Below are 18,242 nucleotides of genomic sequence, written 5' to 3' on the forward strand. Positions count from 1 at the left end.
CATGAGTACCGGTGCGGTAAATGACATACAAATGGTCATTATTACAGGAATGTCTGGTGCAGGAAAAACTGTTGCCATTCAAAGTTTTGAAGATTTAGGGTTCTTCTGTGTCGATAATCTGCCTCCAACCCTGCTTCCAAAATTCCTTGAACTTATGAAGGAATCCGGGAATAAGATGAATAAAGTTGCTCTCGTGATGGACCTGCGGGGCAGAGAATTCTTTGACCATCTCTTTAAAGCATTAGATGAATTGGCAGAAACCTCCTGGGTAGCCCCAAGGATCTTATTTTTAGATGCAGATGATTCCACATTAGTGCGCAGATATAAGGAAACAAGGCGGTCACATCCACTCGCACAGACAGGTCTGCCGTTAGAAGGTATAACGCTTGAGCGCGAGCTTCTTGAAGAACTGAAAGGCAGGGCTCAAGTGATTTACAATACTTCCCTGATGAAACCTAGGGAACTTCGTGAGAAAATATTAACTGAATTTACCGCGAATAAACAATCAATCTTTACAGTCAATGTCATGTCATTCGGCTTTAAGTATGGAATTCCCATTGATGCGGATCTAGTGTTTGATGTGCGCTTCTTGCCAAACCCTCATTATATTGAGCATATGAGACCTAAAACAGGATTAGATGAAGATGTCTCCGGCTATGTATTAAAATGGAATGAAACGCATAAGTTCTTAGAAAAAGTAACCGACCTGCTTTCCTTCATGCTTCCACATTATAAGCGAGAGGGGAAAGCCCAGCTAGTCATTGCAATTGGCTGTACAGGTGGACAGCATCGTTCCGTAACGCTGGCTGAGTATCTAGGTAAATTTTTCGAAAAGGACTACAAGACATGTATTTCTCATCGTGACATTGAGAGGAGAAAGGAAAAAACTACATGAGCATTTACGGACAGCCTCGAATTGTCGTCATTGGCGGGGGAACCGGATTACCAGTTTTATTGCGTGGATTAAAACAGTATCCAGTCGATATTACCGCCATAGTGACAGTCGCGGATGACGGCGGCAGTTCAGGACGTTTGCGTGAGGACTTGCATATTCCTCCTCCTGGTGACATCCGCAATGTGTTAGCGTCATTATCGGATGTGGAACCGCTCGTTGAGGAAATGTTTCAGCATCGATTTAAAACATCGAATGAGCTTTCCGGACATTCGCTTGGCAATTTAATCCTAGCGGCGATGACCTCGATTACAGGTAATTTTGTTCACGCCATTCAGGAAATGAGCAAGATTTTAAATGTTCACGGCAAAGTTTTGCCTGCAGCCAATCAAAGTGTTGTTCTTCATGCAGAAATGGAAGACGGGACAATTGTCTCAGGGGAATCGAAAATTCCCTACTCTGGGAAAAGAATTAAGAAAGTATTTATGACGCCGGAGAATATTCGACCTTTACCAGAGACTATTCAAGCGATTCGTCAAGCCGATTTAATCATAATTGGACCAGGAAGTTTATATACAAGTATTCTGCCAAATCTACTCGTTCCCAAAATCGGAGATGAGCTGTGCCGCTCCCATGCCAAAAAGGTCTATATCTGTAATTTAATGACCCAGGCCGGGGAAACACATGGTTTTTCAGCGAGTGATCATGTAAAAGCCTTATATGATCATATGAGCTGTGCATTTATTAATACCATCCTTGTGAACAATGAAGAAATTCCACAGGACATCCAGCTCCGTTATAATGAAGAGTTGGCCGATCCTGTTGTCTACGATTTGCCGCAACTGTTTGAATTAGGGCTCGAAGTGGTTCATGCGGATATTGCTTACCAAGAAAATGGCGCATTACGTCATGACCCGAAAAAAGTGGCAAAAATATTATATAATTTGCTTTTAGTTGAAACCAAAAAGCGTTATGAAACGTAATTATAGTAACTATTAAAAAACGCATAAATCTAGTGTGTTTTTAGTATGGAGGGGAAAGGGATGTCTTTCGCTTCGGAAACGAAAAAAGAATTAACTAACTTAGAAGTGAAAACGTGCTGTATTCAAGCAGAGTTATCAGCTCTCATTCGGATGAATGGTTCCCTTTCATTCTCAAATCGAAAGTTAGTAGTTGATATTCAAACCGAAAATGCTGCGATTGCCAGAAGAATTTATACATTAATAAAAAAGAGTTATGATGTCCAAGTCGAGCTGCTTGTTCGGAAGAAGATGCGTTTGAAAAAAAACAATGTCTATATTGTCCGTTTATCCCAGCAAGCAAAGGAAATTCTCGAGGATACCAAAATCATCGGTGAAGGTTTTACGATTATTCACGATATTTCACCAGAACTTGTAAAGAAGAAATGTTGTAAGCGTTCTTATCTCCGCGGTGCATTTCTAGCAGGCGGATCTGTCAATAATCCAGAGACATCCTCCTATCATTTGGAGATTGCTTCGCTCTATAAAGAACACAATGATTCTTTATGCGAACTGATGAATACATTTGGGCTTAATAGCAAAACACTTGAACGCAAGAAAGGTTATATTACCTACTTAAAAGAAGCAGAGAAAATAACCGAGTTTTTAAATATTGTTGGTGCTCATAACGCACTCCTGCGCTTCGAGGATGTTCGAATTGTTCGTGATATGCGCAATTCAGTCAATCGGCTTGTAAATTGCGAAACCGCCAATCTTAATAAAACAATTGGTGCTTCGATTCGGCAGGTCGAGAATATACGCTATATCGACCAGACAGTCGGTCTGCAAATTTTACCTGAGAAGTTAAGAGAAATTGCAGAACTCCGCTTAAATTATACCGATGTAACCCTTAAGGAATTGGGGGAAATGGTTTCTGGCGGTGCGATCAGTAAGTCTGGGATTAATCATCGTTTGAGAAAAATTGATGCTATCGCGGAAAGGCTTCGTATAGGGGATATGATGATCTCAGAATAGAAAATTCTTTCATAAGTAATCTTGTGAAAGCCATAACATGAGCTGGTAGCAAATTTTTTGAATAAGCTCCAAGATATATAGATGAAAAAAACATGAGGAGGAATTGTATAATGTTAGTGAAACAAGTAGAAGTGAAATTGAAAACTGGTCTTCAAGCACGTCCAGCAGCCCTTTTTGTCCAAGAAGCCAATCGGTTCTCTGCGGATATTTTCCTGGAGAAGGATGGAAAGAAAGTTAATGCGAAGAGCATTATGGGCTTAATGAGTCTTGCGGTTGGCTCTGGTGTCATGATTGATATCGTGGCAGATGGTGACGATGAAGCATCCGCGATTGAAGCATTGGCTGATTTTATTCAAAAAGAACAGTAATATATTTGCGGCCGGTTCCATATGGGACCGGCTGTTTTATTATTTTTAGAAGAATAAAAAAAGCAACCGGTCGATGCCGATTGCTTCTTTGTTACTTATTTATTTTTCTTCTCATCATCAATTAGATTACGTGTGATGATGTGGTCGATTAAACCATATTCTTTTGCACGTTCGGCAGTCATGAAGTTGTCGCGGTCTGTATCTTTGGCAATTACTTCAAGAGGCTGGCCTGTCCGTTCTGATAAAATACCATTTAATTTTTCACGAAGGAAGAGGATACGCTTTGCAGCAATTTCGATTTCAGTTGCTTGTCCTTGTGCACCGCCTAGTGGTTGGTGAATCATAACTTCCGCATTTGGAAGGGCATAACGCTTGCCTGGTTCACCAGCTGCAAGTAAGAATGCACCCATAGATGCAGCCATACCAATACAAATCGTTTGAACTTTTGGCTTGATGAATTGCATAGTATCATAAATCGCCATACCAGCTGTGATGCTGCCGCCTGGGCTGTTGATATATAAAGAAATATCTTTTTCAGGATTATCCGCTTCAAGGAATAATAATTGTGCTACAATGCTGTTAGCAACATGGTCGTCGATGGCGCTTCCCAGCATAATAATCCGGTCTTTTAACAGACGGGAGTAAATGTCATAAGCTCGCTCGCCCCGGTTTGTTTGTTCAATTACTGTAGGGATCAAATTCATTTTTCTTCCTCCTTTGATTGTAAAGGTAATAGTAATATGTATTGTTATCATACACTGATGGTCAATAAAGGTCAAACAATTTGACTATAAAATTGTTCGACAACTTTCCCTAATCTATCATAACCATTTTTAAGAATTTTAAACTAAATCTTTACTTGCAAAGTGTGGGAAACTGGCATATAATATGTAAGTCGTTAGAATTTAGCGCTCGTGGTGCAACGGATAGCACGCAAGCCTCCGAAGCTTGAAATGCAGGTTCGATTCCTGCCGAGCGCATCACTAAAGCCTCCTGTTTTATTGAATGGGAGGTTTTTTTATTGGAAAAAATCATCCTAATCTCCTAGTTTATCATTTTCCATTCCCGAATTTCCGTCCATCGTGTAAAATAGAATGCAGGGGGGATATGAAATGAACTTAAAGGCTGGTTTATGGCAGCAGCAAACATTAAAATTAGCAATGACACAGGAGTTATCTCAGGCCATTGCATTGTTGCAGTACTCTGCCCAAGAGTTAACTGCTTTTTTAGACGATAAGGCACTTGAAAATCCCCTATTGCAGGTTGAACATAGCAATATTAAGCCGATGAATCCACTCATTGACCGAAATCGCCGGAAGAACCAAAAAGTGGAAAAGGACTGGATTGAGCAAATTGCCGATAAACCCTTTTCACTTGAAGAGTATCTACTATCACAATTAAAAATAACGAATTTATCAGCGGAACAATTAACTGTTATTCGCCGTCTGATTCAGAACCTTGATGAAAACGGTTACTTTACAGGCGACCTTCATGAAATCTCCCAAAAGCTAAGAGTAAAGGAAGATGTCGTGGAAGAATGCTTGGCTATTATCCAAACATTGGAGCCAGCGGGGATTGGTGCAAGAAACCTGCAAGAGTGCCTGCAGATGCAGATCTATTATCAGAATCCAAATAATGAACTGGCTCAAAAAATTATCTCTGAATATTTCTTACCGTTCGCTGAAAAAAAGTGGAAGCCAATTGCAAAGGAACTAAAAGTAACTCTTAAAGAGATCCAGGATATTTTTGACCAAATTCAATCCTTGAACCCAAAGCCGGGAACTATTCTAGGTAAGGAAGCAACCACATACATTATCCCGGATGCAATCATCGAGCACTCAAGCGACGGACTTACAGTAAGGATGTCTGATGAATCACTGCCAAGGATTAGCCTAAATGAGCAGTATTATCATAAATTCAAAAATCAGGACCAACAGGTAAGCCGTTTCCTGCAGGATAAACTACAGGATTACAATTGGATTCAAAAAAGTATAGAGCAGCGAAAAGAGACACTAACTAAGGTCATTGCCAAAATTATTGAAAAGCAGGAAGCATTTTTTCAAAAAGGTTCCAATAATTTAGTACCGATGACGATGAAGGAAATTGCCGGAGAACTGAATATCCATGAATCAACCGTTAGTCGAGCGGTTCGAGAAAAATATGTGCAAACACCATACGGGACCTTCCCGCTAAAATCATTTTTTACAAGTACAATACAAACCGTTTCGGAGGATGAAAATACCTCATCCACACAAGTAAAGAAGAAAATCTCAACATTAATAGAAAATGAGAATAAACAGAAACCTCTTTCGGATCAAGATATTGTGGAACAATTAAAAATCGAGGAAGGCATGGTCGTTTCAAGAAGAACCATTGCTAAATATCGAGATCAGTTGGGAATTCCGTCCTCATCAAAAAGGAAAAGGTTTGACTGAAAGGAAACGAAATGATGGAACAAACGATAATCACGTTTTACACAAGGAAAAGCTGTCCGCTTTGTGAGAAAGCAAAGTCCACACTGCAAGAACTTAGCAAAGATTGGGATTTCACTTTAGAAGAAATTGATATTGAATCCAGTGATGAATTAACCGAACAATACGGTTTAATGATTCCTGTCGTTCAAATTGATGGAGTGGAAGTAGGTTTTGGTGTCATTAACAAATTTGACATAAGTAACCGTTTGCATGAAAAAAAAGCCAATCTAAACAGTTGAAATAGGTTTTCACTCCTGTTACAATAAAAAACGTAGCAGGGGTTATTTTTTTTGGATGTAGCGGGACATAATATGTCTATGGTGGACATTTTTAGACCAACTACATATAATAAAGGAGCATGAGCTTCATGCAGTCATTAATCGATATCCAGAAAAGACTATTACCCGATCTCCTTCAGGTCCTTCAGAAGAGATATTCTATCCTAAGATATATTGGTTTTATGCAACCGGTAGGAAGAAGGAGTTTAGCGGTTAGCTTGGGATATACGGAAAGAGTCCTTCGAGGCGAAGTAGAATTCCTAAGGGAGCAAAATTTAATTTACACAAATAATGTGGGAATGAGTTTAACACCTGAAGGAAAAAATTTGCTCGAAGACTTAGAAGGCTTTATGCGTGAATTAAAAGGTATTGATGTGATGGAGTTGGAATTAAAACACCGACTCGGTATTAAAAAAGTCATCATTGTGCCAGGCGATAGTGATGAATCGCCGATGGTAAAAGGTGAACTTGGCAAGGCATGTGCGGTGTGCATGAAAAAGTTACTCGGCGGAAAAAATATCATTGCTGTAACTGGCGGTTCAACGATGGCTGCTGTCGCAGAAAGACTTTCACCCGAGTATCCCCAGAAAGAACTACTATTTGTCCCAGCAAGAGGCGGAGTAGGCGAGGATGTTCACAATCAAGCAAATACGATTTGCTCGATCATGTCGAAAAACACCCATGCGAAACATCGAGTGCTATATGTACCTGACCAGGTTAGTACTGAAATTTATGAATCACTCATCAAAGAACCTGACATTCATGAGGTATTAAAACTAATTAAATCAGCAAGCATGGTTCTTCATGGGATTGGGGATGCTATCACAATGGCTGAGCGGCGCAAAACGAATCCAGAAGTTTTGCATAAGCTGGAAAATCAACAAGCTGTGGGTGAAGCATTCGGCTATTATTTTAACGAACAAGGCGAAATCGTTCAAAAGGTGTCAACGATTGGACTGCAGTTAGAAGATTTAGTTCACATTCCAAATGTCATCGCTGTTGCCGGCGGGGGCTCGAAGGCAAAAGCCATTAAAGCTTACTTAAAACAAGCACCGGAATCAACCATCTTAATCACAGATGAGGGTGCAGCAAGAAAGTTATTAAAAGGGTAAATCCTTTTTAAAATAAAAACATCCTTACCCAATTAAAGGAGGAAATTTATTATGTCAGTAAAAGTTGGTATTAACGGATTTGGACGTATCGGTCGTAACGTATTTCGTGCGGCATTAAACAATAGCAATGTTGAGATCGTTGCGATTAATGATTTAACTGATGCAAACATGCTTGCACACCTTTTAAAATATGACACTGTTCACGGAACTCTTGCAGAAGACGTAACAGTTGATGGTGAATACTTAGTAGTTGGCGGTCACAAAGTGAAAGTTCTTGCAGAACGCGATCCTGCACAATTAGGCTGGGGCGGTCTAGGTGTTGACGTAGTAGTTGAATCAACAGGCCGTTTCACAAAGCGTGAAGATGCTGCGAAACATCTTGAAGCAGGTGCGAAAAAAGTAATCATCTCTGCACCAGCATCAAACGAAGATATCACAATCGTAATGGGTGTTAACGAAGATCAATATGATGCTAATAACCACCATGTTATTTCTAATGCTTCTTGTACTACAAACTGTCTTGCTCCGTTTGCAAAAGTATTAAATGATACTTTTGGAATCAAACGCGGTATGATGACAACTATTCACTCTTACACAAATGACCAACAAATCCTTGACTTGCCACACAAGGACTACCGTCGTGCTCGTGCAGCAGCTGAGAACATGATTCCTACTTCAACTGGTGCAGCAAAAGCTGTTTCCCTTGTTTTACCTGAACTTAAAGGTAAATTAAACGGTATGGCTATCCGCGTTCCAACTCCGAACGTATCTGTAGTTGACCTAGTTGCAGAATTAGAAAGAGATGTAACTGCTGATGAAGTGAACTCTGCATTAAAAGCAGCAGCTGAAGGTCCATTAAAAGGAATTCTAGCATACAGCGATCTTCCATTAGTTTCTACTGACTACAACGGAGCTCCTGTATCTTCAACAATCGATGCATTATCAACAATGATTCTTGAAGGCAACATGGTTAAGGTATTATCTTGGTACGATAACGAAGTTGGTTACTCTAACCGCGTTGTTGACCTTTGTGATTACCTTGCACAAAAAGGACTTTAATATATCGGACGGACGATGATTGATTTTTCAATCATAAGAAGTTAATCATACAAAGGTTTTCCAAAGGGGAGCGGGGAGTATATGCCCCCCTCCCCTTTTTACTGATTTTATGCTGAATTTTCAATATTTTAGGAGGTCCTTTATGAATAAGAAAACGCTCAAAGATGTTGATGTAAAAGGGAAACGTGTATTTTGCCGAGTTGATTTTAATGTTCCAATGCAGGATGGGAAAATCACTGATGAAACGCGGATTCGTGCAGCCCTTCCAACGATTCAATACTTAGTAGATCAAGGCGCTAAGGTTATTCTAGCGAGCCACTTCGGCCGTCCAAAAGGGAAAGTAGTAGAAGAAATGCGCTTGACTCCAGTCGGTGTCCGACTTTCTGAACTGCTTGGTAAAGACGTGAAGAAGGCTGATGAAGCGTATGGTGATTCTGTGAAAGCATTGATTGAAACGATGACTGAAGGCGATGTTTTGCTTCTTGAAAATGTTCGTTTCTATCCAGGCGAAGAAAAGAACGATCCAGAGTTGGCCAAATCTTTTGCTGAATTAGCAGATGTTTATGTAAATGATGCCTTTGGTGCAGCGCACCGTGCCCATGCATCAACCGAAGGGATTGCACATATTTTACCAGCGGTTTCCGGACTTTTAATGGAAAAAGAATTAGATGTACTTGGTAAAGCACTTTCTAATCCAGAACGCCCATTTACAGCAATTATCGGTGGCGCAAAAGTAAAGGACAAGATTGGTGTTATTGAAAATCTGTTAGAATTAGTCGACAACTTAATTATTGGCGGCGGACTTGCTTATACTTTCGTGAAAGCACAAGGCCATGAAGTTGGAAAATCATTACTAGAAGCAGATAAGATTGATCTTGCCAATTCATTCATTGAAAAAGCAAAAGCAAAAGGTGTTAATTTCTACATGCCTGTTGATGTTATCGTGGCTGATGATTTCTCAGCAGACGCTAATTCCAAAGTAGTATCTATTGAGGAAATTCCGTCCGATTGGGAAGCACTTGATATTGGACCAAAAACAGCTGAAATATACCGTGACGTTATTCAAAAATCAAAACTAGTGATTTGGAATGGACCAATGGGTGTATTTGAAATTGATAAATTTGCCGGCGGAACAAAGGCAGTAGCAGAAGCACTTGCTGAAGCACAAGGTACATATTCAGTCATTGGCGGCGGAGACTCTGCAGCAGCCGTTGAAAAATTCAATTTAGCCGATAAAATGAGTCACATCTCCACAGGAGGCGGAGCTTCCCTTGAATTCATGGAAGGCAAAGCACTCCCAGGTGTAGTCGCATTAAACGATAAATAATTTTTTTAGAGTGTGTTAAACATGATTTTGCTACTCTGTTGATTGGAGCGGANNGAGGAGGCTCCCCGGCACGCCCGCGAACCGCACGTGCTTGGAGCGCAAATCAACAGCCAAGTTTAATAACCTAAACTATGGAAGGATGTGCCAGTATGCGTAAACCAATTATTGCAGGAAACTGGAAAATGAACAAAACACTTTCGGAAGCAAAAAGCTTTGCAGAAGAAGTAAAAGGACTAGTACCTGCCCCAGAAAAAATGGACTCTGTAATCTGTGCACCAGCATTATTTTTACAAAGTCTAGTAGAAGTAACCGAAGGAACCAATGTTAAAATTGGTGCTCAAAACATGCACTTTGAAGAAAGCGGAGCATTCACAGGCGAAATCAGCCCGAAAGCACTTGCTGACCTTGCCGTTCAATATGTAATCATCGGACACTCAGAACGCCGTGAAATGTTCAATGAAACAGATGAAACAGTAAACAAGAAAGCACTTGCTGCCTTTAAATACAACTTAACTCCAATCGTATGCTGTGGTGAAACATTAGAGCAGCGTGAAAATGGTGAAACCAATCAATTAGTTGGCGATCAAGTAGCAAAAGCCCTTCAAGGCCTATCAGCTGAGCAAGTCAAACAAACCGTCATCGCCTATGAACCAATTTGGGCGATTGGAACAGGTAAATCTTCTACTTCAGCCGATGCGAACGAAGTATGTGCCCATATCCGTCAGGTGGTTGCCGGGCAATTCTCACAAGACGTCGCTGATGCGGTAAGAATTCAGTATGGCGGCAGTGTAAAACCAGAGAATATTAAAGAATACATGGCACAACCAGATATCGATGGTGCATTAGTAGGCGGAGCAAGCCTTGAAGCACAATCCTTCTTACAACTATTGGAGGCAGGCAGCTATGAGTAAATCTCCCGTTGCTCTGATCATCCTTGATGGTTTTGGATGCAGGGGCGAAACAAAAGGGAATGCGGTTGCCCAGTCAAAAAAACCTAATTTTGACCGTTTTTGGAGCGAGTATCCACATTCTCATTTAACAGCGTCTGGGGAGGCTGTGGGTCTTCCTGAAGGACAAATGGGTAACTCTGAGGTTGGACACTTAAACATTGGTGCCGGACGTATTGTGTACCAAAGTTTAACTCGTGTAAACATTGCGATTCGTGAAGGTGAATTTGAAAAAAATGAAACCTTTACAGGCGCGATGGAGCATGTCAAGAAAAATGGCACAGCCCTTCATTTATTCGGATTATTGTCAGACGGCGGTGTCCACAGCCATATTCAGCATATGTTTGCCTTACTAAAGCTGGCAAAAGAAGAAGGCGTGGAAAAGGTGTATGTGCATGCTTTCCTTGACGGGCGTGATGTTGGTCCGAAAACAGCGACGAAATACATCCAAGAGACATTGGACAAAATGAAAGAATACGGTGTGGGTGAATTCGCAACGATTTCAGGGAGATACTACTCTATGGACCGCGATAAGCGTTGGGAGCGTGTCGAAAAATCGTACCGTTCGATGGTCTATGGCGAAGGCCCAACCTACACAAATCCTTTAGATGTTGTGGAAGATTCTTATTCTCATGGAATCTTTGACGAATTCGTGATTCCATCTGTGATTACAAAAGAAGATGGGCAGCCTGTTGCCACAATTCAGGACAATGATGCGGTTATTTTCTACAACTTCCGTCCTGACCGTGCCATTCAGATTTCCAATACATTTACGAATGATGATTTCCGTTCCTTTGACCGTGGGCCAAAGCATCCGAAGGATTTGTTCTTCGTGTGTTTAACTCACTTCAGTGAATCGGTCGATGGATATGTTGCTTTCAAACCAACCAATTTAGATAACACCATTGGTGAAGTATTAGCGCAAAACAACTTGAAGCAATTAAGAATTGCTGAAACAGAAAAATATCCACATGTTACCTTCTTTATGAGCGGCGGCCGTGAAGAAAAGTTCCCAGGCGAAGAGCGGATTTTAATCAATTCGCCGAAAGTGGCAACCTACGATCTTCAGCCAGAAATGAGTGCGTACGAAGTAACGGATGCACTTTTAAAAGAAATTCAAGCAGATAAATTTGATGCGATTTTACTAAATTTCGCGAACCCTGACATGGTCGGCCATTCAGGTATGCTTGAGCCTACCATTAAAGCGATTGAGACAGTCGATGAATGCTTAGGAAAAATCGTTGATTTAATTCTAGAAAAAGGCGGTTCTGCTATTATTACCGCTGACCATGGAAATGCCGATGAAGTAATTACACTAGAAGGCGAACCAATGACAGCACATACAACGAACCCAGTGCCGGTAATTGTGACAAAACAAGGAATTCAACTCCGTGAAGGAGGAATTCTTGGGGATTTAGCGCCAACTATGTTAGACTTATTGGGTGTTGAAAAGCCAGCTGAAATGACTGGTACATCATTATTAAAATAACCTAATTATTAAGGAGAGATTTTACATGCCATTTATTGCAGACGTATACGCTCGCGAAGTATTAGATTCCCGCGGTAACCCTACTGTTGAAGTTGAAGTATTTACAGAATCAGGTGCCTTTGGCCGCGCTATGGTTCCAAGTGGTGCTTCTACTGGTGAATATGAAGCAGTGGAACTACGTGATGGAGACAAAGAACGTTACCTTGGAAAAGGTGTTATTAAAGCTGTAGACAACGTAAACGAAATTATCGCTCCACATCTTGTTGGCGAAGAATTCAGCGTTTTAGATCAAGTATCTATTGACCAAGCATTAATCGAGCTTGATGGAACAGATAACAAAGGTAAATTAGGTGCAAACGCAATTCTAGGTGTATCTATGGCGGTTGCTCATGCAGCAGCAAATTACTTAGATATTCCTTTATACCAATACCTTGGCGGATTCAACTCTAAGCAACTTCCAGTTCCAATGATGAACATCGTGAATGGCGGAGAGCATGCGGATAACAACGTGGATATTCAAGAATTCATGATTATGCCTGTTGGCGCTCCAAACTTCAAAGAAGCACTTCGTATGGGCGCAGAAATTTTCCATACATTAAAATCTGTTCTTAAAGGCAAAGGCCTTAACACTGCAGTTGGGGACGAAGGCGGTTTTGCTCCTAACTTAGGATCAAACGAAGAAGCTCTTCAAACCATTGTTGAAGCAATCGAAAAAGCTGGTTACAAGCCAGGTGAAGAAGTAATGCTTGCGATGGATGCTGCATCTTCTGAGTTCTACAACAAAGAAGACGGTAAATACCATCTTGCTGGCGAAGGTGTTGTGAAGACATCTGCAGAAATGGTTGACTGGTACGAAGAACTTTCTTCTAAATACCCAATCGTGTCAATCGAAGACGGTTTAGATGAAAATGACTGGGAAGGCCACAAACTTTTAACAGAACGCCTTGGCAAAAAAGTTCAATTAGTTGGTGATGATTTATTCGTTACGAATACTCGCAAACTTGCTGAAGGTATTGAAAAAGGAATTGGTAACTCCATCCTTATCAAAGTGAACCAAATTGGTACACTTACTGAAACATTTGATGCGATTGAAATGGCAAAACGCGCTGGTTACACAGCGGTTATCTCTCACCGGTCAGGTGAAACAGAAGACAACACGATTGCTGATATCGCTGTTGCAACTAACGCTGGTCAAATCAAAACTGGTGCACCATCTCGTACCGACCGCGTTGCAAAATACAACCAATTGCTTCGCATTGAAGATCAATTAGGTGAAACAGCTCAATACCTTGGCAAGAAAACATTCTACAACTTAAGCAAATAATTTGATGATATAAGAAGGAGCACATTTTTGGATGTGCTCTTTTTTATTTTATGAGGGCGTGAATGTCACAACAAGGACTATTGTCTAAAGCGACAAAATATGATAAATTTAATATACTGTGAATTGTGCGACTAACAGGAGGTGGCCTTTATGCATACATTTTTAGTAATCTTATTAGTGATCGTAAGTATTGGACTTATTGGTGTTGTTTTACTTCAATCTGGTAAAAGTGCTGGATTGTCTGGTGCCATTTCTGGTGGTGCAGAATCTTTATTTGGTAAGCAGAAAGCACGCGGACTTGATTTGATTCTCCATCGTATTACGGTTGTCTTAGCAATCTTGTTTATCTTGCTTGCTATGGCAGTGACTTACTTTAAAATTTAATCATTCACACACAAACCTGGTCCGAGTGGTCAGGTTTTTTGTTTGTTGAAAAAATTATTATCAGAAGCGTGAGCCATATTTCTGGAATGTTCACCATTGCTTTGTTAAAACTAAACTAAAGTGAAATGAAATTAAGGGAGTTTTTATATCATGAAAGTAACTATACCGAAGCCATTTACATTTGAAGGAGGAAAAAGGGCTGTTCTTCTTTTACATGGCTTTACCGGAAACTCAGCGGATGTCCGGATGCTGGGCCGTTTTTTAGAAAAAAAGGGGTATACTTGTCATGCCCCGCACTACAAAGGCCACGGGGTACCGCCCGAAGAGCTTGTTCATACGGGTCCTGAAGATTGGTGGCAAGATGTTATCAATGGCTATGAATTTTTGAAAAATAAAGGTCACTCCGAAATTGCTGTGGCAGGATTATCACTAGGTGGCGTATTTTCGTTGAAATTGGGATACACTGTACCTATAAAAGCAATTATACCAATGTGTGCACCGATGCATATAAAAAGCGAAGAGGTCATGTACGAGGGAATTCTTGAATATGCTCGTGAATTTAAAAATCGTGAAGGAAAATCAAACGAGCAAATCGAAATGGAAATGAACGAGTTTAAGAAAACACCAATGAAAACATTAAAGGCCTTACAGGCATTGATCGCAGATGTGCGTGAAAATGTGGATATGATATATGCACCCACATTTGTTGTGCAGGCACGTCATGACAAGATGATTAACACGGAAAGTGCGAACATTATTTACAACGAAATCGAATCAGTCGTAAAGGAATTAAAATGGTATGAAGAATCCGGTCATGTCATCACACTCGACAAAGAGCGTGAGCAATTACATGAGGATGTGTATAGCTTTTTAGAAAAGTTAGACTGGCACGATTAACTCGGAAACTACAAAGGAGGATTAGTTTGGAAGATAATATACAAAAGCATATAGACAAGGTATTACAATACATGAAGGATGAAGCGTACAAGCCATTAACCGTTCAAGAGCTGGAAACTGCCTTTGGTATCCAAGACTCCAGTGATTTTAAGGAATTTGTAAAAGCATTGGTTCAAATGGAAGAAAAGGGCCTAGTGGTGAGAACGCGCAGTAACCGCTATGGACTTCCGGAGAAAATGAACTTAATTCGCGGCAAGCTGATCGGTCATGCAAAGGGGTTTGCCTTTGTTGCGCCAGATGAACCGGGAATGGATGATATTTTCATTCCGCCAAATGAAACAAACACCGCGATGCACGGGGATATAGTCTTAGCACGTGTCTCCTCTGAGAGCACGGGGCAGCGCCGGGAAGGAAGTATTATCCGGATCATTGAACGCGGCGTACAGCAAATTGTCGGAACCTATGTGGAAAGCAAAAGCTTTGGCTTTGTCATTCCAGATGATAAGAAGTTTGCTAGTGATATCTTTATCCCAAAGGCAGCCTCCAAAGGTGCAGTCGAAGGGCATAAAGTGGTTGTTAAGCTAATCACCTATCCAGAAGGACGGAAGAGTGCTGAGGGCGAAGTGATTACCGTTCTCGGCCACAAAAACGATCCGGGCGTGGACATTCTTTCAGTGATACATAAGCACGGGTTACCAATGTCCTTTCCGGATGAAGTGTTAAGACAAGCAAACGAGGTGCCTGACACCATCGATGAAAGTGAATTGGCCAATCGCCGCGACCTAAGGAACGAAACAATTGTGACGATTGACGGGGCGGACGCTAAGGACCTTGATGATGCGGTAACTGTTACTAAGCTTGAAAACGGCAATTATAAGCTCGGTGTTCATATTGCGGACGTCAGCTATTATGTAAAAGAAGGCACTCCGATCGATCTAGAAGCGGAAGAACGGGCAACTAGTGTGTACTTAGTGGACCGCGTAATCCCGATGATACCGCATCGTTTATCAAATGGAATCTGCTCGTTAAATCCAAAAGTGGACCGGCTCGTTCTATCCTGTGAAATGGAGATTACCTCAGAGGGCGCCGTTGTTTCTCATGAAATTTTCCAATCTGTGATTAAAACAACCGAGCGGATGACCTATCATGATGTGAATCTCATTTTGGCTGAAAATGATGAAGAAACCCGTGCCAGGTATGAACCACTCGTGCCTATGTTTGAAATGATGGAAGAGTTGGCTGCCATCCTACGAAACAAGCGGATGAAGCGTGGCGCGATCGACTTTGATTTTAAAGAATCAAAGGTACTTGTGGATGAGGAAAGCAAGCCAATCGATGTCGTTCTTCGCGAACGGTCTGTAGCCGAAAGATTAATCGAAGAGTTTATGCTTGCAGCGAACGAAACGGTGGCTGAGCACTTTCACTGGATGGAAGTTCCCTTTATCTACCGTATTCACGAAGATCCAAAAGAAGATAAGCTGCGGAGATTTTTTGAGTTCATCACGAACTTCGGCTATATTGTAAAAGGTACTGCCAATGATGTGCACCCAAGAGCCCTTCAAGAAATTATTGAAGAAGTTCAAGGAAAACCGGAGGAAATGGTAATTTCAACTGTCATGCTGCGGTCAATGCAACAAGCAAAATACGATCCGGAGAGCCTTGGTCATTTCGGATTATCGACCGAGTTCTATACTCATTTCACTTCACCGATCCGCCGCTATCCGGATACAATCGTTCATCGCTTAATTCGTACCTATTTAATTGAAGGAAAGCTGGATTCAACCACACAGGAGAAATGGAATGCACGCTTACCAGAGATCGCTGATCATTCTTCAAAAATGGAGCGCCGCGCAGTTGATGCTGAGCGGGAAACCGATGAATTGAAGAAAGCGGAGTATATGGAGGACAAAATTGGCGTTGAATATGATGGGATTATTAGCTCTGTAACGAATTTCGGAATGTTTGTGGAGCTGCCAAATACGATTGAAGGTCTCGTTCATGTCAGCTATATGACCGATGATTATTATCGTTTTGACGAGCGTCATTTTGCGATGATTGGCGAGCGGACAGGAAACGTCTTCCGAATTGGTGACGAGATTACCGTCCGGGTTGTTAAGGTAAATAAAGATGAACGCTCCATCGACTTTGAAATTGTCGGCATGAAAGGAACACGCCGGGAACGTGTTGACACGCCAAGGGTTTTCAGTACGGGCAGCGAATCCAAAAAACCACGGAGAAATAAACAGCAGAGCGGCGGACGTGGTCAAGGCGGCAGCGCTAAGTCTGAAGGCGGCAACGGCCAAGGCAATAAAGCAAAGAAAAAACGTAAATTTTATGATAATGTGCCAAAAAATAAAAGTAATAAGCGGAAAAACAAATAAGTATTACGTTTTAACTTTTTGTTTATATTCCAAGAAAAAACACACGTTTCTCGTGTGTTTTTCTTTTATCTGTGTCCTAATTTTTTACTGTTATTTTCCTGCCGATTCTTTTTCGAATGAAATCCACACATAATAAGGATAATGGTAAAAAAAGGCCGATTGTCAGCATAAGTGGAATCCAAACATGCATACCTGTATCTGACTCAGAGTAGGTGACATTTGGGAATATGATCAAAGAAAGGACAACTAAAATCATGCCTAAAGGTAATGTCAGCGGTCTGTAATCTTTTAAATTTAAAATTTGGGCAAATCCAACGACAGACCCAAAAAAATAAATAGTCATTTTGAAATAAAGTGAAACGAACCATAGTACGGCAAGCATTGCTTCTAATCGTTGAACAAATCCCCCTACATTTATTTTCCTAGCTAGTGCATAACTTGGATACAAAAGCCTTACAGAATTGTCCACCCCAAGAACTAAAATACTAAAAAGAGTAATGAATAATAGAAAAATCCCTCCAATTAAATTCCCGAGAAAAAAAGCCTTAAAGGACCGTTTAGGTTGATTAATAAAAGCAGGAAAAACCATTAGCAGACAGATTAGCGATAGGGAGGAAAATTCTAAATACGTTAAAGTAGCTGATAGGATGGGTTTTATCCCAGTCTCTAGTACAGGCTGAATATTCTGAACTTCAACTTTCGGTGAAAGAAAAAGGAAAAAAATAGTAAAAATCATTATGAACCACGGAAATATTATTTCTCCAGCACGTGCTATTGTTTCTATGCCCAGACGTACCCCTTGAATGACAATTAATATGAAGAGAATATGAATCACCTCAATAGGGGTCTCCGGTATAAATTGTGCGGTCAGAAACTCTCCTAAAAAAAATAGCAGTGTAGCTGCAGAAAGGAACAAGCTGCAACTGATAAAGAGAGAAACGATTTTGCCTAACCATTTTCCTAACAGTCTTTCATTCATTTCGACTAGCGTCATATTGGGAAAACGAACTCCAAGGGTGTGATACAACCACATAATCAATAATCCAATTATGATGCCAAGAATAACGGAAATCCACGCATCTTGTCTTGCATAAGAAATTAATCTTTCCGGTGCATTTAAGATCGTACTTCCGATTGTTACTAGTATGACTAATATTGTAAATTGAGCAACCGATATTTTACCGTCCTTCTGCATTGTTTTTTATCCTTTTCATTTATTTAATCTAGTTAAAAAAATAGATAATTGTCAGTTTATATTTTCTTCAAAAAATGGAAATATTATTCTCTGATAGAAATCGTAGATAATGATATTGGGG

General features: G+C 40.7%; 17 protein-coding genes and 1 tRNA gene. 16 read left to right on the forward strand and 2 right to left on the reverse strand.

The annotated features are described in order from the left end of the window. Position 1: 1 nt before the first annotated feature. The 4 genes from rapZ (at position 2) to COJ96_RS07420 (ending at position 3,254) form a co-directional block, all read left to right on the forward strand. Complete coding sequence (gene rapZ, locus COJ96_RS07405; RefSeq protein WP_098572321.1) at positions 2-895, forward strand: RNase adapter RapZ; 894 nt, start codon at positions 2-4, stop codon at positions 893-895. Next, a complete protein-coding gene (locus COJ96_RS07410; protein ID WP_180230016.1) occupies positions 892-1,875 on the forward strand; it encodes a gluconeogenesis factor YvcK family protein in 984 nt (327 codons plus the stop codon). Before rapZ ends, COJ96_RS07410 begins: the two co-directional genes overlap by 4 nt. Positions 1,876-1,935: 60 nt before the next feature. Next, entirely contained in the window at positions 1,936-2,886 is a 951-nt protein-coding gene (whiA, locus tag COJ96_RS07415; RefSeq protein ID WP_098572322.1) for a DNA-binding protein WhiA, read from the forward strand. A gap of 110 nt (positions 2,887-2,996) precedes the next feature. Then, positions 2,997-3,254, forward strand: coding sequence for an HPr family phosphocarrier protein (locus tag COJ96_RS07420; RefSeq protein ID WP_026567793.1), 258 nt, complete (start codon positions 2,997-2,999; stop codon positions 3,252-3,254). A gap of 95 nt (positions 3,255-3,349) precedes the next feature. On the opposite strand, the gene clpP is transcribed toward COJ96_RS07420, so the two are convergent. Continuing rightward, positions 3,350-3,958, reverse strand: a complete 609-nt coding sequence (gene clpP, locus COJ96_RS07425; RefSeq protein ID WP_098572323.1) for an ATP-dependent Clp endopeptidase proteolytic subunit ClpP — start codon at positions 3,956-3,958, stop codon at positions 3,350-3,352. Positions 3,959-4,162: 204 nt separating this feature from the next. On the opposite strand from clpP, the gene COJ96_RS07430 reads away from it, so the two are divergent. The 12 genes from COJ96_RS07430 to rnr all read left to right on the forward strand — a co-directional run bounded on the left by COJ96_RS07430 (position 4,163) and on the right by rnr (position 16,926). After that, a tRNA-Arg gene (locus COJ96_RS07430) sits at positions 4,163-4,234 on the forward strand. Between the two features lie 132 nt (positions 4,235-4,366). Further along, positions 4,367-5,689: an RNA polymerase factor sigma-54 gene (rpoN, locus tag COJ96_RS07435; protein WP_098572324.1), complete on the forward strand. Its 1,323-nt coding sequence runs from the start codon at positions 4,367-4,369 to the stop codon at positions 5,687-5,689. A gap of 11 nt (positions 5,690-5,700) precedes the next feature. Further along, positions 5,701-5,967: a glutaredoxin family protein gene (locus COJ96_RS07440; RefSeq protein WP_373561668.1), complete on the forward strand. Its 267-nt coding sequence runs from the start codon at positions 5,701-5,703 to the stop codon at positions 5,965-5,967. Positions 5,968-6,095: 128 nt separating this feature from the next. Further along, positions 6,096-7,118, forward strand: coding sequence for a sugar-binding transcriptional regulator (locus tag COJ96_RS07445; RefSeq protein WP_098572326.1), 1,023 nt, complete (start codon positions 6,096-6,098; stop codon positions 7,116-7,118). Positions 7,119-7,169: 51 nt separating this feature from the next. Beyond that, positions 7,170-8,177, forward strand: coding sequence for a type I glyceraldehyde-3-phosphate dehydrogenase (gene gap / locus COJ96_RS07450; RefSeq protein ID WP_098572327.1), 1,008 nt, complete (start codon positions 7,170-7,172; stop codon positions 8,175-8,177). A 142-nt stretch (positions 8,178-8,319) separates the two neighbouring features. Beyond that, positions 8,320-9,504 (forward strand): phosphoglycerate kinase, encoded by a 1,185-nt coding sequence (locus COJ96_RS07455; protein ID WP_098572328.1) that lies wholly within the window; start codon positions 8,320-8,322, stop codon positions 9,502-9,504. Positions 9,505-9,653: 149 nt separating this feature from the next. After that, entirely contained in the window at positions 9,654-10,415 is a 762-nt protein-coding gene (tpiA, locus tag COJ96_RS07460; protein WP_098572329.1) for a triose-phosphate isomerase, read from the forward strand. Further along, complete coding sequence (gene gpmI / locus COJ96_RS07465) at positions 10,408-11,940, forward strand: 2,3-bisphosphoglycerate-independent phosphoglycerate mutase (protein WP_098572330.1); 1,533 nt, start codon at positions 10,408-10,410, stop codon at positions 11,938-11,940. The genes tpiA and gpmI overlap by 8 nt, the downstream gene beginning before the upstream one ends. Positions 11,941-11,965: 25 nt before the next feature. Continuing rightward, positions 11,966-13,264, forward strand: a complete 1,299-nt coding sequence (gene eno / locus COJ96_RS07470) for a phosphopyruvate hydratase (RefSeq protein WP_098572331.1) — start codon at positions 11,966-11,968, stop codon at positions 13,262-13,264. Positions 13,265-13,414: 150 nt separating this feature from the next. Beyond that, entirely contained in the window at positions 13,415-13,648 is a 234-nt protein-coding gene (gene secG, locus COJ96_RS07475) for a preprotein translocase subunit SecG (protein WP_098572332.1), read from the forward strand. A gap of 150 nt (positions 13,649-13,798) precedes the next feature. Beyond that, entirely contained in the window at positions 13,799-14,545 is a 747-nt protein-coding gene (locus COJ96_RS07480) for an alpha/beta hydrolase (RefSeq protein WP_098572333.1), read from the forward strand. Positions 14,546-14,571: 26 nt separating this feature from the next. After that, the gene (rnr, locus tag COJ96_RS07485) at positions 14,572-16,926 is read left to right on the forward strand and encodes a ribonuclease R (RefSeq protein WP_098572334.1); all 2,355 of its coding nucleotides are present in this window, start codon (positions 14,572-14,574) and stop codon (positions 16,924-16,926) included. Positions 16,927-17,002: 76 nt separating this feature from the next. Here the strand turns inward: rnr and COJ96_RS07490 are convergent, their stop codons facing one another. Then, positions 17,003-18,121 (reverse strand): GerAB/ArcD/ProY family transporter, encoded by a 1,119-nt coding sequence (locus tag COJ96_RS07490; RefSeq protein WP_098572335.1) that lies wholly within the window; start codon positions 18,119-18,121, stop codon positions 17,003-17,005. Positions 18,122-18,242: the final 121 nt, after the last annotated feature.

The organism is Bacillus sp. AFS073361 (assembly GCF_002567005.1).
In the GTDB taxonomy this organism is placed as follows: domain Bacteria; phylum Bacillota; class Bacilli; order Bacillales; family Cytobacillaceae; genus Neobacillus.

Coding starts and splice junctions, on each gene's coding strand:
- gpmI (WP_098572330.1), top strand. CDS start 10,408: ATGAGTAAATCTCCCGTTGCTCTGATCATCCTTGATGGTTTTGGATGC.
- rpoN (WP_098572324.1), top strand. CDS start 4,367: ATGAACTTAAAGGCTGGTTTATGGCAGCAGCAAACATTAAAATTAGCA.
- eno (WP_098572331.1), top strand. CDS start 11,966: ATGCCATTTATTGCAGACGTATACGCTCGCGAAGTATTAGATTCCCGC.
- COJ96_RS07480 (WP_098572333.1), top strand. CDS start 13,799: ATGAAAGTAACTATACCGAAGCCATTTACATTTGAAGGAGGAAAAAGG.
- gap (WP_098572327.1), top strand. CDS start 7,170: ATGTCAGTAAAAGTTGGTATTAACGGATTTGGACGTATCGGTCGTAAC.
- COJ96_RS07455 (WP_098572328.1), top strand. CDS start 8,320: ATGAATAAGAAAACGCTCAAAGATGTTGATGTAAAAGGGAAACGTGTA.
- COJ96_RS07410 (WP_180230016.1), top strand. CDS start 892: ATGAGCATTTACGGACAGCCTCGAATTGTCGTCATTGGCGGGGGAACC.
- rapZ (WP_098572321.1), top strand. CDS start 2: ATGAGTACCGGTGCGGTAAATGACATACAAATGGTCATTATTACAGGA.
- secG (WP_098572332.1), top strand. CDS start 13,415: ATGCATACATTTTTAGTAATCTTATTAGTGATCGTAAGTATTGGACTT.
- tpiA (WP_098572329.1), top strand. CDS start 9,654: ATGCGTAAACCAATTATTGCAGGAAACTGGAAAATGAACAAAACACTT.
- COJ96_RS07420 (WP_026567793.1), top strand. CDS start 2,997: ATGTTAGTGAAACAAGTAGAAGTGAAATTGAAAACTGGTCTTCAAGCA.
- COJ96_RS07490 (WP_098572335.1), bottom strand. CDS start 18,121: ATGCAGAAGGACGGTAAAATATCGGTTGCTCAATTTACAATATTAGTC.
- COJ96_RS07445 (WP_098572326.1), top strand. CDS start 6,096: ATGCAGTCATTAATCGATATCCAGAAAAGACTATTACCCGATCTCCTT.
- whiA (WP_098572322.1), top strand. CDS start 1,936: ATGTCTTTCGCTTCGGAAACGAAAAAAGAATTAACTAACTTAGAAGTG.
- COJ96_RS07440 (WP_373561668.1), top strand. CDS start 5,701: ATGATGGAACAAACGATAATCACGTTTTACACAAGGAAAAGCTGTCCG.
- clpP (WP_098572323.1), bottom strand. CDS start 3,958: ATGAATTTGATCCCTACAGTAATTGAACAAACAAACCGGGGCGAGCGA.